The 23,746-nt window shown below is 69.5% G+C and carries 26 protein-coding genes; 8 read left to right on the top strand and 18 right to left on the bottom strand.

From position 1 onward, the window contains the following. Positions 1-33: 33 nt before the first annotated feature. From glpK to eccCa, 8 genes are all read right to left on the bottom strand, one after another. Positions 34-1,587, bottom strand: a complete 1,554-nt coding sequence (gene glpK, locus H7K45_RS14210; protein ID WP_263996436.1) for a glycerol kinase GlpK — start codon at positions 1,585-1,587, stop codon at positions 34-36. 62 nt (positions 1,588-1,649) lie between these two features. After that, entirely contained in the window at positions 1,650-2,984 is a 1,335-nt protein-coding gene (gene glmM / locus H7K45_RS14205) for a phosphoglucosamine mutase (RefSeq protein WP_263996435.1), read from the bottom strand. A gap of 74 nt (positions 2,985-3,058) precedes the next feature. Beyond that, positions 3,059-3,454, bottom strand: a complete 396-nt coding sequence (gene rpsI / locus H7K45_RS14200; RefSeq protein ID WP_263997006.1) for a 30S ribosomal protein S9 — start codon at positions 3,452-3,454, stop codon at positions 3,059-3,061. A gap of 104 nt (positions 3,455-3,558) precedes the next feature. Continuing rightward, complete coding sequence (gene rplM, locus H7K45_RS14195; RefSeq protein WP_263996434.1) at positions 3,559-4,002, bottom strand: 50S ribosomal protein L13; 444 nt, start codon at positions 4,000-4,002, stop codon at positions 3,559-3,561. 342 nt (positions 4,003-4,344) lie between these two features. After that, entirely contained in the window at positions 4,345-4,641 is a 297-nt protein-coding gene (locus tag H7K45_RS14190; RefSeq protein WP_263996433.1) for a WXG100 family type VII secretion target, read from the bottom strand. Between the two features lie 31 nt (positions 4,642-4,672). Further along, positions 4,673-4,984, bottom strand: a complete 312-nt coding sequence (locus H7K45_RS14185; protein WP_263996432.1) for a WXG100 family type VII secretion target — start codon at positions 4,982-4,984, stop codon at positions 4,673-4,675. Between the two features lie 73 nt (positions 4,985-5,057). Then, on the bottom strand, positions 5,058-6,173 hold the full coding sequence (locus tag H7K45_RS31510) for a type VII secretion-associated protein (protein WP_263996431.1): 1,116 nt from the start codon (positions 6,171-6,173) through the stop codon (positions 5,058-5,060). Further along, positions 6,170-9,736 (bottom strand): type VII secretion protein EccCa, encoded by a 3,567-nt coding sequence (eccCa, locus tag H7K45_RS14175; RefSeq protein ID WP_263996430.1) that lies wholly within the window; start codon positions 9,734-9,736, stop codon positions 6,170-6,172. The genes H7K45_RS31510 and eccCa overlap by 4 nt, the downstream gene beginning before the upstream one ends. Before the next feature lie 97 nt (positions 9,737-9,833). Between eccCa and eccD the strand changes: the two genes are divergently transcribed. Then, complete coding sequence (eccD, locus tag H7K45_RS14170; RefSeq protein WP_263996429.1) at positions 9,834-11,093, top strand: type VII secretion integral membrane protein EccD; 1,260 nt, start codon at positions 9,834-9,836, stop codon at positions 11,091-11,093. Next, a complete protein-coding gene (gene mycP / locus H7K45_RS14165) occupies positions 11,081-12,439 on the top strand; it encodes a type VII secretion-associated serine protease mycosin (RefSeq protein WP_372512563.1) in 1,359 nt (452 codons plus the stop codon). Before eccD ends, mycP begins: the two co-directional genes overlap by 13 nt. Here the strand turns inward: mycP and eccB are convergent. Both eccB and H7K45_RS14155 read right to left on the bottom strand, forming a co-directional pair. After that, entirely contained in the window at positions 12,404-13,801 is a 1,398-nt protein-coding gene (gene eccB / locus H7K45_RS14160) for a type VII secretion protein EccB (RefSeq protein ID WP_263996427.1), read from the bottom strand. The genes mycP and eccB overlap by 36 nt on opposite strands. 58 nt (positions 13,802-13,859) lie before the next feature. Further along, positions 13,860-14,420 (bottom strand): CGNR zinc finger domain-containing protein, encoded by a 561-nt coding sequence (locus tag H7K45_RS14155; protein WP_263997005.1) that lies wholly within the window; start codon positions 14,418-14,420, stop codon positions 13,860-13,862. A gap of 7 nt (positions 14,421-14,427) precedes the next feature. On the opposite strand from H7K45_RS14155, the gene H7K45_RS14150 reads away from it, so the two are divergent. The 5 genes from H7K45_RS14150 (at position 14,428) to H7K45_RS14130 (ending at position 18,199) form a co-directional block, all read left to right on the top strand. Further along, the gene (locus H7K45_RS14150) at positions 14,428-15,468 is read left to right on the top strand and encodes an EamA family transporter (protein ID WP_263996426.1); all 1,041 of its coding nucleotides are present in this window, start codon (positions 14,428-14,430) and stop codon (positions 15,466-15,468) included. A gap of 25 nt (positions 15,469-15,493) precedes the next feature. Then, positions 15,494-16,138 (top strand): cutinase family protein, encoded by a 645-nt coding sequence (locus H7K45_RS14145; protein ID WP_276070077.1) that lies wholly within the window; start codon positions 15,494-15,496, stop codon positions 16,136-16,138. A gap of 84 nt (positions 16,139-16,222) precedes the next feature. Next, the gene (locus H7K45_RS14140; protein WP_372512562.1) at positions 16,223-16,831 is read left to right on the top strand and encodes a cutinase family protein; all 609 of its coding nucleotides are present in this window, start codon (positions 16,223-16,225) and stop codon (positions 16,829-16,831) included. A 40-nt stretch (positions 16,832-16,871) separates the two neighbouring features. Further along, positions 16,872-17,495 carry a cutinase family protein gene (locus H7K45_RS14135; protein WP_263996423.1) on the top strand — a complete coding sequence of 208 codons (624 nt, stop codon included), beginning with the start codon at positions 16,872-16,874 and terminating at the stop codon, positions 17,493-17,495. A 92-nt stretch (positions 17,496-17,587) separates the two neighbouring features. Next, entirely contained in the window at positions 17,588-18,199 is a 612-nt protein-coding gene (locus tag H7K45_RS14130; RefSeq protein WP_263997004.1) for a cutinase family protein, read from the top strand. On the opposite strand, the gene truA is transcribed toward H7K45_RS14130, so the two are convergent. From truA to infA, 8 genes are all read right to left on the bottom strand, one after another. Next, the gene (gene truA, locus H7K45_RS14125) at positions 18,196-19,161 is read right to left on the bottom strand and encodes a tRNA pseudouridine(38-40) synthase TruA (protein ID WP_263996422.1); all 966 of its coding nucleotides are present in this window, start codon (positions 19,159-19,161) and stop codon (positions 18,196-18,198) included. The two genes, H7K45_RS14130 and truA, sit on opposite strands and share 4 nt — an antisense overlap. A 7-nt stretch (positions 19,162-19,168) precedes the next feature. Further along, the gene (gene rplQ / locus H7K45_RS14120) at positions 19,169-19,759 is read right to left on the bottom strand and encodes a 50S ribosomal protein L17 (RefSeq protein WP_263996421.1); all 591 of its coding nucleotides are present in this window, start codon (positions 19,757-19,759) and stop codon (positions 19,169-19,171) included. A 64-nt stretch (positions 19,760-19,823) separates the two neighbouring features. Next, positions 19,824-20,876, bottom strand: a complete 1,053-nt coding sequence (locus tag H7K45_RS14115) for a DNA-directed RNA polymerase subunit alpha (protein ID WP_263996420.1) — start codon at positions 20,874-20,876, stop codon at positions 19,824-19,826. An 82-nt stretch (positions 20,877-20,958) separates the two neighbouring features. Next, positions 20,959-21,564 carry a 30S ribosomal protein S4 gene (gene rpsD, locus H7K45_RS14110; protein ID WP_263996419.1) on the bottom strand — a complete coding sequence of 202 codons (606 nt, stop codon included), beginning with the start codon at positions 21,562-21,564 and terminating at the stop codon, positions 20,959-20,961. A 14-nt stretch (positions 21,565-21,578) separates the two neighbouring features. Next, the gene (gene rpsK, locus H7K45_RS14105; RefSeq protein ID WP_263996418.1) at positions 21,579-21,995 is read right to left on the bottom strand and encodes a 30S ribosomal protein S11; all 417 of its coding nucleotides are present in this window, start codon (positions 21,993-21,995) and stop codon (positions 21,579-21,581) included. A gap of 6 nt (positions 21,996-22,001) precedes the next feature. Further along, positions 22,002-22,382: a 30S ribosomal protein S13 gene (gene rpsM / locus H7K45_RS14100; RefSeq protein WP_056557107.1), complete on the bottom strand. Its 381-nt coding sequence runs from the start codon at positions 22,380-22,382 to the stop codon at positions 22,002-22,004. A 188-nt stretch (positions 22,383-22,570) separates the two neighbouring features. Then, positions 22,571-22,684: a 50S ribosomal protein L36 gene (gene rpmJ, locus H7K45_RS14095; protein ID WP_079925868.1), complete on the bottom strand. Its 114-nt coding sequence runs from the start codon at positions 22,682-22,684 to the stop codon at positions 22,571-22,573. A 58-nt stretch (positions 22,685-22,742) separates the two neighbouring features. Beyond that, on the bottom strand, positions 22,743-22,964 hold the full coding sequence (gene infA / locus H7K45_RS14090) for a translation initiation factor IF-1 (protein WP_005140011.1): 222 nt from the start codon (positions 22,962-22,964) through the stop codon (positions 22,743-22,745). Between the two features lie 262 nt (positions 22,965-23,226). Here infA and H7K45_RS14085 point away from each other — a divergent pair, with 262 nt between their 5' ends. Continuing rightward, positions 23,227-23,733 carry an NfeD family membrane protein gene (locus H7K45_RS14085; RefSeq protein WP_263996416.1) on the top strand — a complete coding sequence of 169 codons (507 nt, stop codon included), beginning with the start codon at positions 23,227-23,229 and terminating at the stop codon, positions 23,731-23,733. The last annotated feature ends 13 nt before the right edge of the window (positions 23,734-23,746 follow it).

The following is a 23,746-nucleotide window of genomic DNA, read 5'->3' as shown; positions in this document are numbered from 1 at the left end:
GCGGCAACGCCGTTGCGCTAGGCGCCCTTTGAGCTAGGAGACGTCGACCCAGTCCAGAGTGCGCTGCACGGCCTTCTGCCAGCCCTCGTACCCGGCCGCACGCTGGTCGTCGCTCCAGGACGGCGTCCAGCGCGTGTCCTCCTGCCAGTTAGCCCGCAGATCGTCGGGGTTGTCCCAGAACCCCACCGCCAACCCGGCCGCGTAGGCGGCACCCAGCGCCGTCGTCTCCGCCACCACGGGCTTGACCACGTCGACGCCGAGCACGTCGGACTGAATCTGCATGCACAGATCGTTGGCGGTGATGCCGCCGTCGACCTTCAGAACCTCCAGGTGCACACCGGAATCGGCTTCCATCGCGTCGACCACGTCACGGCTCTGGTAGCAGATCGCCTCCAGCGTGGCGCGCGCGACGTGGGCATTGGTGTTGAACCGCGACAGCCCGACGATCGCACCGCGGGCGTCCGAGCGCCAGTACGGCGCGAACAATCCGGAGAACGCGGGGACGAAGTACACCCCGCCGTTGTCCTCGACCTGCCTGGCCAGCGACTCGCTCTGCGCGGCACCGCTGATGATGCCCAGCTGGTCGCGCAACCATTGCACGGCCGACCCGGTCACGGCGATCGAACCCTCGAGCGCGTATACGGGTTTCGCGTCACCGAACTGGTAGCAGACGGTGGTCAGCAACCCGTTCTCCGAGCGCACGATCTTCTCGCCGGTGTTGAGCAGCAGGAAGTTTCCGGTTCCGTAGGTGTTCTTGGCCTCACCGGGAGCCAGGCACACCTGGCCGACCATCGCGGCCTGCTGGTCGCCGAGGATGCCCGTCACCGGCACCTCCCCGCCGAGCGGACCGGTGTCGAGGGTGGTGCCGTACGGCTCCGGTGAGGACGACGGCACGATCTTCGGCAGCATCTGGCGCGGGATGTCGAAGAACGACAACAGTTCGTCGTCCCAGTCGAGGGTCTCCAGGTCCATCAGCATGGTCCGGCTGGCGTTGGTCACGTCGGTGACGTGAACGCCACCGCGCGGACCGCCGGTCAGATTCCACACCACCCAGCTGTCGCTGGTTCCGAAGATCGCGTCGCCGCGCTCGGCGGCCGCACGGACGCCGTCGACGTTCTCCAGAATCCACTGCACCTTGCCTGCCGAGAAGTACGTGGCCGGCGGCAGACCGGCCTTGCGCCGGATCACGTCACCGCGACCGTCGCGGTCCAGCGCGGTGGCGATGCGGTCGGTACGGGTGTCCTGCCAGACGATGGCGTTGTAGTACGGCCTTCCGGTCTTGCGATCCCACACCAGGGCCGTCTCGCGCTGGTTGGTGATGCCAAGCGCGGCGAGATCCTCGGTTTGCAGGTTGGTCTTGTTGAGCACCGAGGTCAGCACCGAGGCGGTGCGCTCCCAGATCTCCACCGGGTTGTGCTCGACCCAGCCGGCCTGCGGCAGGATCTGGTCGTGCTCGAGCTGGTGGCGACCCACTTCGGCGCCGTCGTGGTCGAAGATCATGGCGCGGGTACTGGTGGTGCCCTGGTCGATCGCGGCGACGAACTTGGTCAACGGTGCTCCTTTGCCTGCCGGCCACCGCCGACGCACGTGTGTCTGTCGTCACACAACCTAGGCGGTCCACCGTTGCAGCGTGGTTGCAACGCCGGACCTCAGCGCTGTTGGCTGACCGAATCGGCGACCCGCGCGGCCAGCAGACGTGCGGTGTCCTCGTCGGCGGCCTCGACCATTACCCGGACGACCTGCTCGGTTCCTGAGGGCCGCAACAAGATTCGGCCGGTGTCGCCAAGCTCGGCCTCGGCCTCGGCGACCGCGGAGCGCACCGAGGGCGCCTCGGCGACGGTGGCCTTGTCGGCGACCTGAACGTTTATCAGCACCTGCGGCAAGGTGTGCATCGGCGCCGACAGTTGGGCCAGCGTCGAGCGGGTTTGCGCCATCCGCGCCATCAGGCGCAGCCCGGTTGCGATCCCGTCCCCGGTGGTGCCCAGCGACGGCATCACGACGTGGCCGGACTGCTCGCCGCCCAGCGCGTAGCCCCCCGCCCGCAGTTCTTCCAGCACGTACCTATCCCCGACCGCGGTGGTGCGCACCTCGATTCCCGCGGCGCGCATCGCGATGTGCAACCCCAGGTTGCTCATCACCGTGGCGACCAAGGTGTTCGACGTCAGATCGCCTGCGTCGCGCATGGCCAGCGCGAGGATCACCATGATGGCGTCTCCGTCGACCACCTCCCCGGCGGCGTCGACGGCCAGACACCGGTCGGCGTCCCCGTCGTGCGCAAGGCCCAGATCGGCCCCGTGGGCTACGACGGCCTTCTGCAGCACGTCCATGTGCGTCGACCCGCAGCCGTCGTTGATGTTGAGGCCGTTGGGTTCTGCGTTGATCGCGATGACGGTGGCGCCCGCGGCGCGATAGGCCGCCGGGCCGGCCACCGACGCGGCGCCGTGTGCGCAGTCGACGACGACGGTGAGGCCGTTCAGGGGTGTGGGGGCGGCGGTCGCGACGTGCCGCAGGTAGCGCTCGAGTGCGTCGTCGGCGTCCAGGACGCGACCGATGGCGGCGCCGACGGGACGCTCGCCGGGTCCGGCGCCGAGCAGCTCCTCGATGCGGTCCTCGGCGTCGTCGTCGAGCTTGTGCCCGCCGGGACCGAAGATCTTGATGCCGTTGTCGGGCATGGGGTTGTGCGACGCGGAGATCATCACGCCGAATTCGGCGCCGTAGACGCCGGTCAGATGGGCGACGGCCGGGGTGGGCAGCACACCGGCGCGCAACACGTCGACGCCCTCGCTGGTGATGCCGGCGATGACGGCCGCCTCGAGCATCTCACCGCTGGCGCGAGGATCACGGCCGACGACGGCGACCCGTCGCTTGCCGACGGACGTGCCCAGTCGGCGGGCGGCGGCCGACCCGAGGGCCAATGCCAACTCGGCGGTCAGATCGGTGTTCGCGACGCCGCGGACACCGTCGGTGCCAAACAGGCGACCCATGCTCCTCCTAGAAAAGCCGAGAGCGTGCGCGCCTTGTACAGACGCGCACGCTCGCGGATGAACCGTGCTGAGGATCAGCGCTTCGAGTACTGAGGCGCCTTACGGGCCTTCTTGAGGCCGTACTTCTTGCGCTCGATGGCGCGGGGGTCACGCGTGAGGTAGCCGGCCTTCTTCAGCGGCGGCCGGTCCTCGGGCTGGACGATGATGAGCGCACGGGCGATGGCCAGACGCAGGGCGCCGGCCTGTCCGGACGGTCCGCCACCGTCGAGGTGGGCGAAGACGTCGACGGTGTCGAGCCGGTCGACGAGCACCAGCGGCGCCTTGATGAGCTGCTGGTGCACCTTGTTCGGAAAGTACTCCTCCAGGCTGCGGCCGTCGAGGATGAACTTGCCGGTGCCGGGGGTCAGGCGCACCCGCACCACGGCCTCCTTGCGGCGGCCGACGGTCTGCACGGGGCGGTCGAAGATCAGCGGCTCACGGGCCGGGGCGTCCTCGGTCGCGTCGGTCTCGACGGATTCGGAGACGTACCCGCCTTCGGGCACCTCGACCTCGGTCACGTCGTCAGTCGTATCGGTCACTGGGCCACCTGCTTGATCTCGAACGGAACCGGCTGCTGCGCGATGTGCGGGTGCTCGGCACCGGCGTACACCTTGAGCTTCTTCTGAACCTGACGGCTCAGCTTGTTGTGGGGCAGCATCCCGATGATGGCGTTCTCGACGACCTTCTCGGGGTTCTTGGCCATGATCTCGCCAATGGTGCGCCTGCGCAGGCCGCCGGGGTAACCCGAGTGGCGGTAGGCGAACTTGGTGTTCAACTTGTCGCCGCTGATGGCGACCTTGTCGGCGTTGATGATGATGACGAAGTCGCCACCGTCGACATTCGGCGTGAACGTCGGCTTGTGCTTACCGCGCAGCAGAGTGGCTGCTGCAACGGCGAGCCGGCCGAGGACCACGTCCGTGGCGTCGATGACATGCCACGTCCGCGTGGTGTCACCCGCCTTCGGCGTGTACGTAGGCACAGCGCTACCTTTTCTTTCTCTCGGGTTTCCCGGATGAACCGGGGTGTCGGTCAGGCACGGGATGGAAGTCCTCGGCGACCGACGTAGACCCGAGGACCCACGGAGCCAAAGCTCACCGCGCGCCAACCGAGCAGCCTACCGGGCGTCGTCGCCGCAGGTCAAAACGCCTACCCGGGCTCCCTGGCGAACCCTCGCATCCAGTGTGCAGCCAGATCCCGATTTCGCGCCGTCGGACGATCTCACCGCACACGCGATGCGGGTGACGGGGCCGGGCGCGACTGTGCGGTCCCGCCCGGGCCTCTCCTCCGGTTGGGACCGCACAGGGTCTGAGGTGCCGCGCGCCTAGAAGCCCCAGGCGCCTGCCGCGCGGCGGTCGGTGTCGGCGACGTCGTCGGCGCCCTCGCGGACCGCGTTGCCGAGGGCGATCAGCATGTCGTTCAGCGCGGCCGCCGACTGATCCCACCTGGCCTGCTCGACGCGGTAGGCCTCGGCGGCCTCCCGCGTCCACACCGCCTGCAGGGGCGCTATCTGGGCCCGCAAATCGTCCAGCGCCGCGTTGAAACGCGCGGAGGTGTGGTGAATCTCCTGGCGGACGGTGTATTCGATTTCGTTGAAGTCGTAGGACAGAACCGGTTCCACGAGTGCTCCATTTCGGTTGAGGAGGAAGGGGTCAGCGGACGTCGACCGAGGCAATGCGATGCGAGTGCTGGTCGGCGGCCTCGCGCAACGTCCGCTCGTTGACCCGGATGGTCTCGGAGATCCGTTGCAGCGACTGGTGCAACGCGAGGGACTCGGTGTTCCAGCGGTCGACGACGTCGCGGAAACGGGCGGCCGCCGCACCACCCCACACCGACGCCGGAACGCTGCTCATCTGGCCGATGAACGTCCGCAGCATGGCCCCGGTCTCCTCGTTGCAGGTGTCGATCTTGCCTGCGACGGTCGACATCAGACCGAAGTCGGTGTTCAGCGCTCCACTGGTCATTGCAATCCCTCCACGTGCGATCCCATGCTTGTTTCGACGCACCGATCCACACTTCGGTTCCGTTGTGCATGAATCACTTTCGCGTCACTGCGTGCGCCGAGCGGATGGCGCGGTCACACGCGTCACCGGCGCCCTGACAACCGATGGCGATCCGCACGCCCCCGTCGAGCAGCACGGTCCAGTCGACCCGCCGGTCGGGCCGCACCTCCCGATAGGAGACCGCGCGGCGACCAGCCCGCTCGCCACTGGCGGTGAAGTCGACGAACACCCCGTCCGGTTGGCGCGTGAGCACGGCGGCCAACGCCGCCCCGGTGGAGTCCAGCGTCTCGGTGTCGGGCACCCGGGACTGCGTCACGTGGATCACCTCGGAGTCCCCGCCCGGCGAGCTCACTTGCACCCGCGCCGAACCCGGCCCCGAGGTGACCCTGTCGACGGTCCATCCCACGGGCACCTCGACGGCCACGCGACCCTCCACCACCCAGGACGCGTCGACGGCGACCGCCGACCCGACGGGGCGCCCGCCGACGGTCACCGCGGCGAACACGAGTCCGCCCGCCGTCAGCGTTGCCGCGACCAACCCCGAGGTGCGCGCCGGCACGGGCCACCTGAACGCGCGGCGGGCGTTCGCGCCGACGGCGGCGGTCATCGTCCGGTCGTCCCGCTGCGCGACGTCGACGCCACGGCCGCGCAGTGCGCGAACGAGATCGGCGCCCAGCAGCGCCAGTCCGGCCGGAACATCGACGGTCACCTCGGGCTGCCCGTCGAGATGGGCTACCACGGCCGCCACGATCCCGCCCCCGTACGTGGCCCGCGCGATGGCATGCCGTCGCCCGTCGGCGTGGACGACCACCAGCTCGGGTCCGAGTTCCACCACGGTCGTGGCGGTGGACCACACCTCGGCGCGCGGGAGCACGACGACGTCGTCGCACCACTGCCTGCCCGCCGCCAGGACGCGAGCCAGGCGCCGGGAGCCCCACCACGACGGGCAGATCAGCGCCAGCCGTGGGCACCTACCGCCGAGGGCCGAACCGACGACGTCGCGCCACAGGTCGTCGACCTCGACGACGCGGTCGTCGACGAGCGCGTGGTCGTCGTCGACGCACTCCAGGGCGGTCGTCGCCAGATCCGGATCAACGGCGTGTCGGCCGACGACCTCCTTGGGCCCCACCACCACGACCTGCCGACTCACTGCGGGTCGGTCCACGAAACCTGGACGAGTTGGTCGGAGTGGCCACGACGGATCAGCGTCCCCCGCCCCGGCGGCAGCGGGGTCGGGCGCACCGAGCCGAGCAGCACGCCCTCGTCCGCGCTCGCGCTCATCATCAGCCCCGTGCACCCAAGGTCCCTGGTGCGAGCCAGGATTGGGTCGAACATGGCGCGCGCCGCACCGCCGGAGCGCCGGGCGATCACCAGGTGCAGTCCCAGATCTCTGGCGTGCGGCAGCAGATCCAGCAGGGGCAGCAGCGGGTTGCCGGACGTGCCTGCCACCAGGTCGTAGTCGTCGACGATCACGAACACCTCCGGCCCCGACCACCACGATCGGTCCCGGAGCTGCTGCTGGGTGACGCGTTCGTCGGGCAGCCGACCGGTCAACAGAGCGGCGGCCGTGGTCACGTGGGCGTCAGCCGCAGCCGCGGACATCGCATAGCCCTGCAGGCGCTCGTCGTCGACGACGCCCAGCAGCGTGCGGCGGAAGTCGACCACGAGCAGGCGGACGCCACCGGGTGCGCCGACGCGCACGATCTCCCGGCACAGAGTGCGCAGCGTCGCGGTCTTCCCGCATTCGGTGTCACCAAGGATTAGCAGATGAGGGTGGGCCGCGAAGTCTAGGACCGTCGGCGCCATGTCGTCCTCCCCCAGCCCGATGGCGACCCGCCCGCCGGCTCGATCGACGACCTCGGCGTGGGGCACCAGCGCCGGGAGCAGACGCACGGCAGGCGCACCGCGGTCGGTGAACCGGGCGGCCACCTCCGCCACGTCGGTTGCGTCGGGACAGGGCAGGGCGGTCACGAATTCCAGCCCCTCCCTGGTGATTCCGTGCCCGGGTGGACGGACTCCCAGAAGGCGAGCCCGTTTACGGTCCATCTCGGAGTCGGCCGGGTCGCCGAGGCACAGTTCGATGCGGGTACCCAACTGATCCTTCAGCGCCGGCCGCAGTTCCGCCCATCGCGTGGCGGTGAGCACGACGTGCACGCCGAGGGCGAGGCCCTGCGCGGCAATCGCGGTGACCGCCTCCTCCATCCCGTCGAACTCCTGGCGGGCGACCGCCCAACCGTCGACCACGAGGAACACCGCCGGACGGTCGGCGACCCGTGCTTCGCCGTCCGGTCGACGCGTCTCCCGCTCCCGCACGACGCCCTGCACGTACGTGACGATCCGCCGGGCGAGGTCGCGCTCCTGCCTGCCGGCGAACGCGCCGACGTGCGGCAGCCGACCCAGCGAGGAGGACGATCCGCCCCCGAAGTCGAGCCCGTAGACGTGCATTGCCTCGGGGTGATGGGTCGCCGCCAGAGCGACGACCAGGGCGCGCAGCGCCGACGTCTTGCCCGACCGTGGACCACCGACGATCGCCACGTTTCCGCCCGCGGCGCGCAGGTCCACCATCAGCGGATCGCGTCTCTGCTCGAAGGGGTTGTCCACCAACCCGATCGGCACCATCAGCGGCGGCAGGTCGCCGATGCCGTCGACGAGCTCGTCGAGCCGCGGCGGCGCGGCCAGCGGTGCCAGCCACACCCGATGCGCTGCCCGTCCTCGGTCGGCGAGACGGTCCACGACGACGTCGAGCAGCGCGCGCGACGGGCGGGGCGCTACTCGCACGATTTGCTCGGCGTCGGCCGCGGTGAAACGCCGCGCCACCTCCGGTTCGTCTGCCGCTATGGTGCCGACCGGTCCCGAGACGAAGGCGCTGCGAAAGCGGACGAGCTCCCCGGCGGCCGTCTTCAGGATCGCCGCCCCCGGGGTGCCGGGCAGCTCGTAGGCATCGGCGGTGCCGAGCACCGCGCGGGACTCGCTGGCGGAGAACGTCTTCAAGCAGATCCGGTACGACAGGTGTGTCTCCAGACCGCGAAGCCGACCTTCGTCGAGCCGCTGACTCGCCAACAGCAGGTGCATTCCCAGGGACCGGCCGAGCCGGCCGATCGCGACGAACAACTCGGCGAAGTCGGGGTGTTGACTGAGGAGTTCGGAGAATTCGTCGACGACGATGAACAGCGCAGGCAAGGGCGCCAGTTCGGCACCGCGAGCGCGGGCGGCGTCGTAGTCGCCGATCCCGGGAAAGCCGCCGGCGGCACGCAGCACGCGTTGGCGGCGCGTCATCTCCCCGGCGAGCGCATCCCTCATCCGCGTCACCAGGTGGGCCTCCTCCGACAGGTTGGTCACGACGGCCGCCACGTGTCGCAGGCGCTCGAGTCCGAGGAACGTCGCCCCGCCCTTGAAGTCGACGAGCACCACGTTGAGGGCATCGGGATCGTGCGTCGCGACGAGCCCGAGGACCAGGGTGCGCAGGAACTCCGACTTGCCCGAACCCGTTGCCCCCACGCACAACCCGTGCGGTCCCATGCCTCCGCGCGCGGCCTCCTTGAGGTCGACCCGAACCCGCTGGCCGTCCTCGGTCACACCGATCGCCACCCGAAGGCGCTCGGTTGCCGACCGTGGCCGCCACGTGCGGTCGGCGTCGACCGCGGTCGCGTCACCGACGCCGACCAACTGCGCCCACTCCGCATCGCGGGCAGCGACCGCGGACGCCGCTCGGAACGGCGCGAGCGTCCTGGCGCAGGCGAGCGCCTGCGCGGTGGTCACCGAGTCGGGGCGTGGCAACGGTCCGGTGCCGTCGAGGGTCACGCTAAGACACTCACCATCCAGCGCACCGATCGAGATCGTGGTGTCGGCGCCGGGGGTACCGTCGACCCCGCCGTCGACGATCACGACGTGCCGAGCCCGAGGTGACCCTTCCCGTGGACGACCATGATGCGGAAGCCATTTCAGCCAGTCCCAGTGTGCGTGGGCATGGTGTCCCGTTGCGGTCACTCGTACGGCGTCCGGGCCGTGCAGCACGGTCAGCTGGCAGATCATCGCCCGCACCACACCGCGGGCGTCCTGCGCCGGTCCCAGCACTGCCACGCGCGCATGGGTCTGCAGGTCGACGACGACGGGCACGTCGAGCACCGTCGACCGGTCGGCGAGCAAGCGGTCCACGGCCTCCTCGAGCACCGGATCGCGCGCGTCGGATGCGTCAGGTGCCACCACCGTGGTCGCCAACGGGCGGGGACCGGTGCCGACGCGCACGTGGCAGAAGTCCTCGTCGCCCGGACGACGCTCCCACATGCGGGCAGTGCCGACCAGGGTCCACGCCGCCGCCGGGTCGGGGTGACTCCAATGCGATGAGTCGTGTTGCGCCTCGGCGGTTCTCGCGAGCGTCTGGTCGAGCTCGTCCAGATAGCGCAGGTAGGCGCGGCGGTCGTCGTCCAGTTCGGCACCCCGGCGCGCACCCCGGGACTGGTACGCCACCGATCCGAGCACCGAGACCAGCATCATCACCGGCAGGAACAGGAAGACCGGACTGCGCGACGACGCGGCACCGGAGGTGACGTAGAGCATCGTCATCCCACCCATCGCGAGCAGCATCACCACCGGGAGCACCTTGGCGACCAGATTGGCCGGTGGGTCCTTCGGCATCGCGGGTGCAGCACGCATGACGAGCTCGCCGTCGTCGAACGGCGGCGGGTGCAGGCGGCGCTGATTCGAGGGGCCCATCGTCTGAAAGGACGCGCTGCACGGCGGTTTGGTTCCACTCGGGTGACGGCGACATTGCCGCGGCCAGTGCCGCTTCCGGACCGCTAGCGTCGGTGAGATGTCGGTGTCGAGGGTTCGTGTGCACGCCGACCGCGACGGCGATCCCGTGGCGGTCGACCTGGCGCTCCCGTCCAGTGCCGCGGTCGCCGAGCTGTTGCCCACGATCGTGGAACTGGTCGGTGTCGGCGGCGGCTCGGACGGCGCCGCCCAGCGGTGGCGACTGCGGCGCGTCACCGGGGCCGAGCTGGACGAGTCGACGTCATTGCAGTACAACGACGTTCGCGACGGCGAGCTGCTCGTCCTCGAGCGCGGTGAGGTGGCCACCATGGGACCGCTCCGGTACGCGGCCACTCGTCAGGTGGCCGACTCGCGTCCGGCGCGCGGTCTCCTGGACGGATGGCTGCCGGACGCGGTCGCGGCATGCGCGACGACGTGGGCCGCCGCGATGCTCGCCGGCAGCGCGGGATCCGACGACGCCGTCGTCCACGCCGTCGCCGCCGCCGTTGCGGCGGCGGCGGCCGCGGTGCTGACCGTCGCCACCGGGTATTCCTGGGCGGCCAGCCTCGGCACGGTCGCCCTAGCGGCCGCGGCCGGTTTCCTCGTCGTCCCGTCGGCCCCGGCCGCGCCGAATGCGTTCCTGGCCGCGGCGGCCGCGGCGTCGGCCTCGTTGGTGCTGTTGCGCCTGCGTGGACAGCCCTCCACGACCATGGTTGCGGTGTTGGCACTTTCGGCGCTGGTGGCGCTGGTCACCGTCGCCGCACTGCCGGTGGCGGTGGTGGGCGCGGCGCTGGCGACCTCGGGGGTCGTGCTGTTGGCGCTGGCGCCCCGACTGTCGATGCTGGCCTCCGGTCTCGGGCCCGATCGCGGACACGGAGATCTGACGGTCGCGGCCGCCACCGGGCACGTCGTCGTGAGCGGGCTGGTGGCGGGCGCGACGGCGGCGGTCACCGCGGGCGCCGTGGTCGCCATCTCGTCCGGGCAGGCCGGTGCCGCTCCCTTCGCGGGGTTGGTGGGCGTCGTGCTGCTGTCGCGCAGCAGGACCCACGTCGACGCGGATCGCCGAATCGTCTTGGTGACCGGTGGTGTGGTCGCACTCGCCGCCGGCGGCTGGGCGCTGGTGAGCACTCGGCCCGAGGTCCTCGGCCCGGTGGCCTGCCTGGTGGTCGTCGCCGGCCTGGCGACCGCGCGCCGGCCCCGGATGCGGCCCACGGTGGCGCGCCTGCTCGACCGCGCCGAATACTGCGCGCTGGTCGCCGTCATCCCCGCCGCCTGCTGGGTTGGTGGTGCGTTCACCGCCATCGAAGGATTACTGCCGTGACATCCCGCATCGCGCTAGCCGTGGGGGTCGCCGCGGCCGTGTGGTCGGCGCCCGTTGCCGCCGCGGTACCGCCCCCGACGGTCGACGACGCGGGCTTACCCCCGGCCCGGCCGCCCGCACCGCGATCCCCGACCGAACAGACAGACCCGTGCCGGGTCGGGCCAGCCGTTCGCGGCGACGCGGCATTGGCCTCCAAAGCTGCTCAGCTGCAACCTGTGTGGCGACTGACCAAGGGCGCCGGACAGACCGTCGCGGTGATCGACACCGGTGTCGCCCGGCATCGACTACTCCCCCACCTGCTGCCCGGCGGCGACTACGTGTCGACGGGTGACGGCACCCAAGATTGCGACGGGCACGGCACGATCGTCGCCGGCATCATCGGGGCGGCGCCGACCGGTCCGACCGAGACGGCCTTCAGCGGTGTCGCGCCCGAGGCGTCGATCCTCTCGATTCGCCAGTCCAGCAACGTGTTCAGGGCCACTGAGGGCGCCGACGGACCGGGCGTCGGCGACGTGGAGACCTTGGCCGCGGCGGTCCGCACGGCGGCCGACGCCGGCGCGACGGTCATCAACGTCTCCTCCGTCGCCTGCGCGGCGGCCGACCACGAACTCGACGACCGATCCCTTGGTGCCGCACTCGCCTACGCCGTCGACGTCAAGAACGCCGTCGTCGTGACGGCGGCCGGCAACGTCGGCGGGTCTGGCCAATGCCCACGTCAGAATCCGACTCCCGACCCCAAGCTCGCCGGGCAACCGGACTGGGACGCCGTCGAGGTGGTGGTGAGCCCGGCGTGGTACGACGACTACGTGCTGACCGTCGGTTCGGTCGACGCCGCGGGCCGGCCGTCGTCGTTCACCCTGTCCGGGCCGTGGGTGGACGTCGCCGCGGCCGGCGAGGACGTCGTGTCGCTGAGCCCCGACGGCGACGGCGTCGTCGACTCCGTCGTGGGGTCGACCGGGCCGGCACCGATCTCGGGGACCAGTTACTCGACGCCGGTGGTGGCCGGGATCGTCGCCCTGGTCCGCTCGGCCGCACCGCAACTCACCGCGCGGCAGGTGATGCGCAGGATTACCGACACCGCGCACCATCCGGCTGCCGGGTGGGACCCGTGGGTGGGCCACGGCGTCGTCGACGCGTTGGCCGCCGTCACCGCGGGCGGCGCCCCGGCACCGGCGCCGGCGCGACCACCGGTCTCGCGGACGGCCGACGCCACACCGCCGGCCCAGAGCTCCGCGCGGAGAATCTCACTGCTGGGTGCGGCGGCCTGCGTCGCGGTGGCCGCCACCGCGGGGAGCGTGTCGGTGGACCGGCTACGACGCCGCAGGAAGTCCGTCGCGGACGACTGACGCAGCCTCGACGCTGAGCTCGGGCCCCCGCGGCAGGTGCGCGAGGACGGGCCAGGGCGCCGCCTGCGGGGCACCGCTCAGGCCGAGGAAGGTCGCCGCGTCGTCGTCGTGCACCCCGAACACCACGCCCGCATCGGTGACGAGGAACCGGGTGCCGCTCGCACCGTCGTCGCCGACGACGCGCGCCGACCGGACGTAGGCCGCGCCGCCGCCCGTCATCGACACGGCGTCGACGCCGGGGCCGGGCCCGTCGGCCTGAGCGAGCGCCGTCACGCGAGCCCCTGGCGAGAAAGGTGAAATACCCATGAGCACATCGGTATTCGACGACGTACGCGCCGCCGTACCCGGGTGCCACCTGGCGCAGACCGCGTATCCATCGGCGGCCCCGACGGGTGCGCGTGCCTGCGACGGGAAGGAGTCGACGGGCAAGTCGTCGGCGAGGGGCAGCGCCGCGACCGCCGCGGGGGCGACGCTCACCGACGGGCGACCCGCGGTGTCGTAGGCGTAGCCGATGAGGTCGGCCGCGACCTCGCCAACGCGCTGCAGGCCGTCGCGCAGCACGACGTACCGCTCGGTGTCGTCGGCGCGGTGGACCGTCACGATCGAACCGATGGGCGCACCCGCGAGCGAGGCGGGCCCCGGCGCGCCACGCTCGGCGATCGGGGGCGGCGCGATCCGCGGCACCTCCGGCACGACGTCGAGCAAGGTCCGCGACACGGGCACCGGCACGACGCCGTCGAGTCGCAGCGCCCGCACGACGGCGAGGTCACGTAGGTCGACTGCCGCCCGCTGACCGTCGTACATCAGGAAGGTGGTGGCTGCGCCTTCGCCGCGCGCGGCGACCAGGACGGGGCGGGCGGAGTCGAGATGGTCGACCTCGGAGCGGCCGACGGCGACCACCGTGCGGTCGTCGTCGCACACCGTCCACACCGGGTCGAGCAGTGGCTCACCGATGGACGCAGGCGCACCTGGAATGCCCATCAGCGGCCCGCGCCTGAGCGCCGAGATCGACGCCTCCGCCGCCGGGACCGGGTTGGCGGGCGCGCGTGCAACGAGTCGCGCCGAGGCCAGGTTCAGCACGGGATGCAGGGTGTCGCCCACGCGGACGTAGAGGGCTCCGCTGCTGCGGCCCATGACGATCGACGCGGAGTCGGGTACGCCACCGCCCCGCATCAGGCCCACCGCGGTTCCCACCGCGACGACGAGGCTCGCGACGATCGCGCCGACTGCGAGCGAGATCGACTGTGCCCGAAGCGGATCGTCGTGCATCGACGCATCTCTGCGCACCAGCGCGTGCATCATGCGGCGAGCCAGGAACCGCCGCCCGCTGAGTTGTGACCGTGTCGTCGGTTGCCGAACCATGTGCCCCCCGTATTCGAGGGTAACGGCGCGACCACGGGTGCCGGAGCACCGATTTCGGTCAGGCGGGATCCTCGTGGGCTCGGCGTTCACGGTAGGCCGCGACGTGTTGACGATTGCCGCAGTTGCCGGTGTCGCAGAACATCCGGGACCGATTGCGCGAGAGGTCGACCAGGACGGCCTCGCAGTCCGGTGCGGCACAGGTCTTGAGCCTGCGTAGCTCGCCGGCGCGGATCAGGTCGGCCAGCGACATGGCCATCTCGGCACCCATCCGCTGCCACAGCGGATCGTGAATGGACGCCAGATGCAGATGCCACTCGGGCATCTCGGCGTGCCGGGTCAGCCACGGCGCGGCCCGGGTGTCGCTGAGCAAGGCGTTGACCTGTCCGACGACGCGCTCCTCGTCTTCGGCGTGGGTCCAAATCTTGCCGATCCTGGCCCGCAGCGTCTTCACGGCGTCCAGCTCGGCGGCGTCGCGATCGCGTCGCCCCGTCCATCCGAAACCGTCGAGATACTCGTCGAGGGCGGCCATGCCGTCGAGTCGCTCCCCGTCCACCCGAGTGGTGTTGACGAGGACGCATGCGGCACGGAGGGTCAGTTCCGTGTCATGACTGAAATTCAATTGACTCATGACTCCTGTCGCCGGTAGCGTCACGACCAACAATCATTTTACTCATTACACGCCAGGGAGGTGCCGCATTACCGCCACGACCGACGTTCGCCCCGCCGCCGATCAGTTCCGAGCGGGCCTCCTGCTGGCCCTTGGCTCGGCCTTCGCGTTCGGCATGTCCGGGCCACTTGGCAAGTCGCTCATGGAAGCCGGGTGGAGCCCGACCGCCGCGGTCACCGCCCGCCTGGCCGGCGGCGCCCTCGCCATGGCGGCATTCGCCACCGCGATGAATCGGACCTGGGTTCGCGAGGCCCTCGCACACTGGCGCACGGTGCTCGCCTACGGCGCCGTCCCCATCGCCGGCGCCCAGTTCTGCTACTACAACGCCGTCTCGCACCTGTCCGTCGGCGTGGCACTGCTCATCGAGTACACCGCGCCGATCCTCGTCGTCGGCTGGCTGTGGGCCACGACGGGCCGCCGGCCAGCCAGCCTCACGCTGGCCGGGGTCGCACTCGCCGTCGCCGGAATCACGTTGGTGCTCAACGTGTTCTCCGACGCTCACATCAACCTCACCGGAGTCGGGTGGGCAATGGTCGCCGCGGTGTGCGCGGCCTGCTACTTCATGATGTCCGACGAGGTGAGCACCGAGGAGGGTGGGCTGAATCCCGTCACCTTGGCCGCCGGGGGTCTGATCGTCGGAGCCGTCGCCGTCGCGCTCCTCGGAGCGTCGCGCGTCATGCCGATGACCTTCACCTCCGCCGACACGATGGTCGCCGGGATCGCGACGCCGTGGTTCGTGCCGGTGATCGCAATGGCGTTGATCCCCACCGCGATCGCCTACACGCTCGGCATCATGGGCGTGGCCCGCCTGCGTCCCAGGTTTGCCTCGCTCGTCGGACTGTCCGAGGTCATGTTCGCCGTGTTGACGGCCTGGGTGCTCCTCGGGGAATCTCTGGCGGCCGTTCAAGTCGTCGGCGCCGCAGTCGTTCTCGCCGGCCTGGTGCTGGCCCGCCTCGGCGACCGCACCGAACGGTTGGCCCCGGCTGAGCCACCTATGTGAAGATGAGCTAGTGACCTTGCTCAGGATGCCGGCCCGGGCCGCTGCGATCGCTCCGGCCGTCGCCGCCACCGTGGCGACGCTGATGGCCGCCCCCTCGGCGTCCGCGGAGCCCTGCCCCGACGTCCAGCTCGTATTCGCGCGCGGCACCAGCGAACCCCCGGGCATCGGCCGGGTTGGCCAGGCCCTGCTCGACGCGCTCACCCCGCAGCTCGGCGGTCGTTCGATCGCTGCGTACGGCGTCGACTACCCGGCCACCTACGACTTCCTGGCCGCGGCCAACGGCGCCACCGACGCCACCAACTTCATCAGCTCACTGGTCGCCCAGTGCCCGGGCACGCGGATCGTGCTCGGTGGATATTCCCAGGGTGCGGCGGTGATGGACATGCTCGCCGGCATCCCGCCGCTTGGCAACAAGATCGGTGAAGTGGGCTCGGCGCCGCCGCTGCCGATCGCGCTAGACCCCAGCATCGCCGCGGTTGCCGTGTTCGGCAATCCGTCGACGAAGTTCTCGATTCCGATCACCAACTCGACGTTCGGGGGTCGCGCCATCGACCTGTGTGCCGACGGCGACCCCATCTGCTCGCGGGGCCGCAACCCGTTCGCCCACACCCATTACGAGACCTCCGAGTTCATTCCACAGGCCGCCAATTTCGTCGCAGGACTTGTTTAGCCGATTTAGGCGTTACCATTCGGCGTGACCTTCGATCTCGTGAGAAGAGTGACCGTCGCCGTTGCTGTGGCGTGCCTCGCCGTCATCGCTCCCGTCCTGTCCAGCGGACCGACCTCGGGCCTAGGCCTGGCTCCGGCGTCCGCCGACGGGTGCCCCGACATCGAGGTCGTCTTCGCCCGCGGCACCAGCGAGGCGCCTGGCCTGGGTCTACCTGGCGGATCCTTCGTCAGCGCATTGCGGTCCAAGGTGGGCGGCCGGTCCGTCGGCAGCTACGCCGTCGTCTACCCGGCTGACTACGACTTCCTGGCTGCGGCGGCAGGCGCCAATGACGCCAGCGCGCACATCCAGTACATGATGGGCGCCTGCCCCAACACCAGGCTGGTGCTCGGCGGCTACTCCCAGGGCGCAGCCGTGATGGACGTCATAGCCGCCGTGCCGTTCCCGGCCATTGGGTTCAACAACCCGCTGCCGCCCAACACCCCGGACTTCGTCGCCGCTCTGGTCGCCTTCGGCAACCCGTCGGCGAAGGTCGGTCTGCCGCTAACCTCGAGCCCCATCTGGGGCGGCCGATCCATCGACCTCTGCAACCCCGGTGACCCCGTGTGCACGAGCGGCGAAGACGTCGCCGCCCACCGCGCCTATGCCGGCGGGCCGGCAAACGACGCCGCGAACTTCGTCGCCGGCCTGGTGTAACGAATCCAATGAGCTCGTGGATGACGTCTAGGTGAGTCTCATGTCAAAGCGCGCGGCCCGCCGGGTGATGTCGGCGACGCTCGCGGCCACCGGCGTCGCGACCGCCGTGGCGTACGCCGCCTGCAGTCCGATTGCTTCTGCCGCACCGTGCCCGGACGTCGAGGTGCTCTTCGCGCGCGGTACCGACGAAGCCCCCGGTCTCGGCGGGGTCGGAGACGCCTTCGTCTCGGGTCTGCGGGAACGAACGGGCCGGGACATCGCGGCGTCGGCGGTCAACTATCCCGCTACCCAGAAGGACATCGGCCCCGGCGTCGACGACCTGCACGGCCAACTCGCCTCGCTGTCGGCCCAGTGCCCGAACACCAAGATCGTCGTCGGCGGCTACTCCCTTGGCGCCGGCGTGACGAACCGGGTCCTCAACGATCCGCTGCCGCCTGGCGTGGCCGACCACGTGGTCGCCGTCGTGCTCTTCGGCAACGCCAGCCGCCTTCTCGACGTCCCCGTCACACCGGGACCGGCCTTCGGCGGCAAGACGATCGACATGTGCAACCCGGGCGACCCGATCTGTTCTGGTGGCCCCCTGGCGCTCTCGCACCTGCAGCTCGCCTACGTGGCGGGGGGTGGCGTCAACGCTGCCATCGAGTTCACGATGACCAAGATCTAGGGCCGTCGACTAACATCCGAGCGGTGACCGCCTCTCAGCATCTTCGCAGGTTCGTCGCCGTCGTCCTGTCGACCGTCGCCACCGCGACCGCCATGGTGGCGATTCCCGCGGTGACCACGGTCGGCGTCCCGACGGCCTCGGCGGCGTGCCCTGCGGTCGAGGTGATCTTCGCCCGCGGCCGCCTCGAACCTGCCGGCCCCGGGCAGATCGGCAACGTCTTCGTCAGCGCGCTGCGGAAGAAGAGCGGCAAGAACGTCAACCTGTACGCGGTGCGCTACCCCGCCGACAACCAGATCGACGTCGGAGCCAACGACATGAGTGCCCGCGTCCAATCCACCATGGCCAGCTGCCCCGACACCCGGATCGTGCTCGGCGGGTACTCGCTCGGCGCGGCCGTCACCGACGTCGCGCTCGCGGTGCCGTTCGCCTTCTTTGGCTTCGACGAGCCGCTCCCCCCGGATGCCGAACAGCACATCGCCGCGGTGGCGTTGTTCGGCAACGGCAGCGCGTGGGCCGGCCCGATCGGAACGTTCAGCCCGGTGTACCGGGAACGCACCATCGAGATGTGCCACGGCGCCGACCCGATCTGCAATCCGGCCGACCCCAACACGTGGGAGAAGAACTGGACCGACCACGCTGCGAAGGCCTACATCGACGCCGGGATGGTCAACGAGGCTGCCGACTTCGCCGCCGCGCGGGTCTAACGACCGGGGCGGTCCACCTCGTCGGCGGTGCGCTTGTCGCGGGCGACCCTGATCCTGGCTTCCAGTTCCTCGTCGGCCGGGTAGTCCACCCCGACGAGGGTCAGACCTCGCGCCGGAGCGGTGCTGAAATCACTCGACCGCCGGGTAGAGGTCAACAGCTCTGCGCACCAACGGGATTGACGTCGGCCCTCTCCCACTGCGAGGAGTGCACCGACCAGCGACCGCACCATCGACCAACAGAACGCGTCGGCGGTGACACGGCAGATGATCGTGTCCCCGTCGCGCGCCACGTCCAAGCGCTGCAGGTCGCGGATGGTCGTGGCCCCCTCGCGATGACGGCAGAACGCCGCGAAGTCGTTGAGTCCCTCGAGTTCTCGCGACGCCGCCCGCATCGCGTCGACGTCCAGGGGGCGGGGCCACGGGGTGACGAACCGCGCGTCGCGTGGCCGCACTCCGAACGGGGCCGTCGACAACCGGTATTCGTAATGTCGCCGCAGTGCGGAGAACCTGGCGTCGAAGCCCGCCGGGGCCCGGACGACGTCGAGAACCCGCACGTCTTCGGGCAGCAACCGGCCAAGGCGCCGCACGAGTGGCTGGAATTCCGGTTCGTCGCGTGGGGTGCGCGGATAGGCAAGCGGAACCGCCTCTGCGGGGACGTCGACGTGGGCGACCTGACCGGTCGCGTGCACACCGGTGTCGGTCCGCCCGGCGGCGCGGGTGAGCACCTCCGTGCGGAAGATCGTCGAGAGCGCCTCGTCGACGGCACCGGCCACCGTGCGCTGATTGGCCTGCGTCGCCCAGCCGGCGAAATCGGTGCCGTCGTAGGCGATGTCGAGCCGCAGGCGGACCTGGGCGAGCGGAGCGACGGGAGATGGAACCTGGGCGAGCGGAGCGACGGGAGATGGACCCTGGGCGGGAGATGAGACGAGCCCGCCATCGGAATCGATGGCGGGCTCGTTCATTGGTCGACTACTTGGCGTCGTCGGCCTTCTCGTCTTCTGCAGCCTCGTCGGCGGCAGCCTCGGTCGAGGCATCCTCAGCCGAGGCGTCCGCGACCGTGGTGTCCTCAGCCGTGGTGTCCTCGGCCTCGTCGGTCGGACCGACGGCGGCTTCGGGCTCGACCGCGGCCTGCGGCGCAGCGGCAGCGGCCACCTTCTGCGAAGCATCCGCACGACGCGCGCGGTTGGCTTCGGACGTCACCGTCTTCTCCTGCACCAACTCGATGACGGCCATCGGGGCGTTGTCGCCCTTGCGTGCCTCCACCTTGATGATGCGGGTGTAGCCACCCTCGCGCTCGGCGAAGTGCGGCCCGATTTCGGCGAACAGCGTGTGCACGACGTCCTTGTCGCGGATCTTCTTCATCACCTCACGCCGGTTGTGCAGCGTGCCCTTCTTGGCATGGGTGATGAGCTTCTCCGCGTAGGGCCGCAGGGCCCGCGCCTTGGGCTCGGTCGTCTTGATGCGACCGTGCTCGAACAACGACGTGGCCAGGTTGGCCAGGAGCGCCTTCTGGTGTGAGGACGACCCGCCGAGGCGAGCACCCTTCGTGGGCTTGGGCATTGCGACTATCTCCTAATGTGGCCGGCCCCCGTATCAGGTAGGGCCGGGACGGTTTGAACTGTGGTTAGAGCTGTTCGGTTTCGGCGTAGTCCTGGGTGTCGTCCAGGTCGTAGCTGGCATCGCTGTTCCAGGTACCGGTGGCGACGTCGTACCCGGCCACCTCGGACGGGTCGAACGTGGCCGGGCTGTCCTTGAGCGACAGACCCAGCTGGTGCAGCTTGATCTTCACCTCGTCGATGGACTTCTGCCCGAAGTTGCGGATGTCCAGCAGATCGGACTCCGTCCGCGAAACGAGCTCGCCGACGGTGTGCACACCCTCGCGCTTGAGGCAGTTGTACGACCGGACGGTGAGTTCCAGGTCGTCGATCGGCAGCGCGAAGCTGGCGATGTGATCCGCCTCGGCCGGTGACGGCCCGATCTCGATGCCCTCGGCTTCGACGTTAAGTTCCCGTGCCAAACCGAACAATTCGACCAGCGTCTTGCCGGCTGAGGCCAGCGCGTCACGCGGGGTAATCGAGTTCTTGGTCTCGACGTCGAGGATCAGCTTGTCGAAGTCGGTGCGCTGCTCGACGCGAGTCGCCTCGACCTTGTAGGTCACCTTGAGCACCGGCGAGTAGATCGAGTCGACCGGGATGCGGCCGATCTCGGCACCCGAGGCCTTGTTCATGACGGCGGGCACGTATCCGCGACCACGCTCGACGACGAGCTCGACCTCGAGCTTGCCCTTGTCGTTCAGGGTCGCGATGTGCATGTCCGGGTTCTGCACCGACACGCCCGCGGGCGGCACGATGTCACCGGCGGTGACGGCACCCGGGCCCTGCTTGCGCAGGTACATGGTGACCGGCTCGTCCTCCTCCGAGGACACGACCAGGCTCTTGAGGTTCAGGATGATGTCGGTGACGTCTTCCTTCACCCCGGGAACGGTGGTGAACTCGTGCAGCACGCCGTCGATGCGGATGCTGGTGACCGCCGCGCCCGGGATGGACGACAGCAGCGTGCGCCGAAGCGAGTTGCCAAGGGTGTAGCCGAATCCGGGCTCCAAGGGCTCGATGACGAACTTGGACCGGTTCTCGGCGAGGCTCTCTTCGGACAGGGTGGGGCGCTGAGAAATCAGCATTTTCTATCTCCTTCTCGACATCCGCTATTTGATGCCGTCTTGGTGACCCGGCCCCACGATGATGTGGGACCGGGGTCCTTCATTACTTCGAGTAGAACTCGACGATCAGCTGCTCGGCCAGCGGCACCTGGATCTGCTCGCGAGTCGGCAACTGGTGCACGAGGATGCGCTGACGCTCGCCGACGACCTGCAGCCACCCCGGGATGGGGCGCTCACCGGCGGTCTGACGCGACAGCTCGAACGGCAGCGTGTTCAGCGACTTCTCGCGAATGTCGATGATGTCGTACTGCGACACCCGGTAGCTGGGGATGTCGACCTTGTTGCCGTTGACGGTGAAGTGACCGTGGCTGACCAGCTGACGGGCCATCCGGCGCGTACGAGCGAGCCCGGCGCGGTAGATGACGTTGTCGAGGCGGCTCTCCAGGATCTGCAGCAGGTTCTCGCCGGTCTTGCCCGAGTGCCGGTTGGCCTCCTCGTAGTAACGGCGGAACTGCTTCTCCATGACGCCGTAGGTGAAGCGGGCCTTCTGCTTCTCCTGCAGCTGCGTGCGGTATTCGCTCTCCTTGATCCGCGCGCGACCGTGCTGGCCGGGCGGGTAGGGACGCTTCTCGAAGGACTGATCTCCACCGACGAGGTCGACGCCGAGACGACGCGACTTGCGGGTGACGGGTCCGGTATAACGAGCCATCTTCTAAATCTCCTCTAGACCCGGCGCCGCTTGGGCGGACGGCAGCCGTTGTGCGGCTGCGGCGTGACGTCGGAAATGGCGCCAACTTCGAGGCCGGCTGCCTGCAGTGAACGGATCGCGGTCTCGCGGCCCGAACCCGGGCCCTTCACGAAGACGTCGACCTTCTTGACACCGTGCTCCTGCGCCTTGCGGGCAGCGTTCTCGGCAGCGAGCTGCGCGGCGAACGGGGTCGACTTGCGCGAACCCTTGAAGCCGACGTGGCCCGACGACGCCCAGGCGATGACGTTGCCCTGCTGGTCGGTGATCGAGACGATCGTGTTGTTGAACGTGCTCTTGATGTGAGCGGCGCCGTGCGGGACGTTCTTCTTTTCCTTGCGGCGGGTCTTCTGACCCTTCTTGGCGGCGGTGCCGCCCTTCTTGGCTTGTGCCATCCGGGGTTACCTGGCCTTCTTCTTGCCGGCGATGGTGCGCTTCGGGCCCTTGCGGGTGCGCGCGTTGGTCTTGGTCCGCTGGCCACGCACCGGAAGGCCGCGGCGATGCCGCAGACCCTGGTAGCAGCCGATCTCGATCTTGCGTCGGATGTCGGCCTGAACCTCACGGCGCAGGTCACCTTCGACCTTGATCTCGGAGTTGCTTTCGATGTAGTCGCGCAACTGCGACACCTGATCGTCGGTCAGGTCCTTGGTACGCAGATTGAAGTCGATGCCGGTGGCCGACAAGATTTCCTGCGAGCGGGTACGGCCGATGCCGTAGATGTAGGTCAGCGCGATCTCCATGCGCTTGTCGCGCGGGAGGTCGACGCCCAGTAGACGTGCCATTAGGCAGTGATTCCTTTTCGTTTCGGAGGTCTGGTCCCAGTCCGTTCCCCGTGTGGGGTCCGGCCTCCGTGCCGGACGTAGCCAAGCGACCCATTCGCTCGGTGGTACTGAGATTTCGTCATTCAGTTGTGTCGTGCAGCAGCACCTGCGGAAGACTCAGCTGTGTCGTCTGGTCTTCGCGCAGGCGCTCAGCCCTGCCGCTGCTTGTGGCGCGGGTCAGAGCAAATCACCATGACCCGCCGGTGGCGACGGATCACCCTGCACTTGTCGCAGATGGGCTTGACGCTCGGGTTCACCTTCACGGCGGTCGATCCTGTCTTGGTTGTTCGGCGACCAGGGCGGGCCCTGCTCGCGGTCTAGTTACTTGTAGCGGTAAACGATGCGGCCCCGGGTCAGGTCGTAGGGCGACAACTCCACCACGACGCGATCCTCGGGCAGAATGCGGATGTAGTGCTGCCGCATCTTGCCGCTGATGTGCGCGAGCACCTTGTGTCCGTTCTCCAGCTCAATGCGGAACATCGCATTGGGCAGGGGCTCGACCACGCGGCCCTCGACTTCGATGGCACCGTCTTTTTTAGCCATGTCCTCCGTAATTCCCTGTCTGGCGCGGCAAGCACCGCCTCCGACTTCAAGACGTGGGCCGGATTCAACTGAAATTCCAGGACAGGGCACGCAAGGAGCCGGCGCGGAAGCCGCACCGTTGTTCGATGGTACCCGCTCGTGTGCGCTGCCCAAAATCGCCGTCACCAGCAACGGCCTCGGGATGGCAAGATCGGTCGGGGGTCGGCGGCGAGCGCCGGCGGGGCCCGCGGCTACGACGGTATACGAGCGCTTGGGGGAACGTGTGACGGCTGCCTACCTCGTGGCATTCATCGTCGGCGGGATAGCTCTGCTCTCGGCACTGCTGCTCGTCGACGTCGGCCACGGCGCCGGCCACGACGGCTTGCCCTTCCTCAGCTTGACCGGACTCTCGGCCGCCCTGCTCGGAGCGGGCGCCGGCGGCCTGATCAGCTCCTGGGCCGGTCTGGGTGGCGTCGGCTCCGGCCTGGTCGCCGCCGGGGCGGCCGTCGCGCTGGTGTTCGCCTGCCAGGGCCTGCTGCTCCCCTATCTACGCCGGCAGGAGTCGAACTCACAGCAGTCCCGGTCGTCCTACATCGGCTTGCTCGGCACGGTCACCCTCGACGTTCCCACGGGCAGCTGGGGCGAGGTGGCGTTCGTCGACGCCGACGGCAACCGCGTGCGGGCCAAGGCGATCACCGAGGAGCCCGAGACCCTGGCGAAGAACACCAGCGTCTACATCGCCGACGTCGACGCCGACTATCTGCACGTCGTCTCAGTTCCCGACCACTAGCCGCGCCCACCCA

Origin of the sequence: Mycobacterium yunnanensis (assembly GCF_025823185.1) — a bacterium.
Lineage (GTDB): Bacteria > Actinomycetota > Actinomycetes > Mycobacteriales > Mycobacteriaceae > Mycobacterium > Mycobacterium yunnanensis.
The sequence above is the reverse complement of the archived record's forward strand: the minus strand, read 5'-3'. Positions and strand labels throughout refer to the sequence as shown.

What these genes read in the sequence shown, in the direction of transcription:
- glmM (WP_263996435.1), bottom strand. Translation starts at nt 2,984, where the DNA reads ATGGGTCGCCTGTTTGGCACCGACGGTGTCCGCGGCGTCGCGAACACC.
- H7K45_RS14185 (WP_263996432.1), bottom strand. Translation starts at nt 4,984, where the DNA reads ATGACCAGTGGAGCGCTGAACACCGACTTCGGTCTGATGTCGACCGTC.
- eccCa (WP_263996430.1), bottom strand. Translation starts at nt 9,736, where the DNA reads ATGGGCCCCTCGAATCAGCGCCGCCTGCACCCGCCGCCGTTCGACGAC.
- eccD (WP_263996429.1), top strand. Translation starts at nt 9,834, where the DNA reads ATGTCGGTGTCGAGGGTTCGTGTGCACGCCGACCGCGACGGCGATCCC.
- eccB (WP_263996427.1), bottom strand. Translation starts at nt 13,801, where the DNA reads ATGGTTCGGCAACCGACGACACGGTCACAACTCAGCGGGCGGCGGTTC.
- H7K45_RS14150 (WP_263996426.1), top strand. Translation starts at nt 14,428, where the DNA reads ATGACTCCTGTCGCCGGTAGCGTCACGACCAACAATCATTTTACTCAT.
- H7K45_RS14145 (WP_276070077.1), top strand. Translation starts at nt 15,494, where the DNA reads ATGCCGGCCCGGGCCGCTGCGATCGCTCCGGCCGTCGCCGCCACCGTG.
- H7K45_RS14135 (WP_263996423.1), top strand. Translation starts at nt 16,872, where the DNA reads ATGTCAAAGCGCGCGGCCCGCCGGGTGATGTCGGCGACGCTCGCGGCC.
- H7K45_RS14130 (WP_263997004.1), top strand. Translation starts at nt 17,588, where the DNA reads ATGGTGGCGATTCCCGCGGTGACCACGGTCGGCGTCCCGACGGCCTCG.
- truA (WP_263996422.1), bottom strand. Translation starts at nt 19,161, where the DNA reads ATGAACGAGCCCGCCATCGATTCCGATGGCGGGCTCGTCTCATCTCCC.
- rplQ (WP_263996421.1), bottom strand. Translation starts at nt 19,759, where the DNA reads ATGCCCAAGCCCACGAAGGGTGCTCGCCTCGGCGGGTCGTCCTCACAC.
- H7K45_RS14115 (WP_263996420.1), bottom strand. Translation starts at nt 20,876, where the DNA reads ATGCTGATTTCTCAGCGCCCCACCCTGTCCGAAGAGAGCCTCGCCGAG.
- rpsD (WP_263996419.1), bottom strand. Translation starts at nt 21,564, where the DNA reads ATGGCTCGTTATACCGGACCCGTCACCCGCAAGTCGCGTCGTCTCGGC.
- rpsK (WP_263996418.1), bottom strand. Translation starts at nt 21,995, where the DNA reads ATGGCACAAGCCAAGAAGGGCGGCACCGCCGCCAAGAAGGGTCAGAAG.
- rpsM (WP_056557107.1), bottom strand. Translation starts at nt 22,382, where the DNA reads ATGGCACGTCTACTGGGCGTCGACCTCCCGCGCGACAAGCGCATGGAG.
- infA (WP_005140011.1), bottom strand. Translation starts at nt 22,964, where the DNA reads ATGGCTAAAAAAGACGGTGCCATCGAAGTCGAGGGCCGCGTGGTCGAG.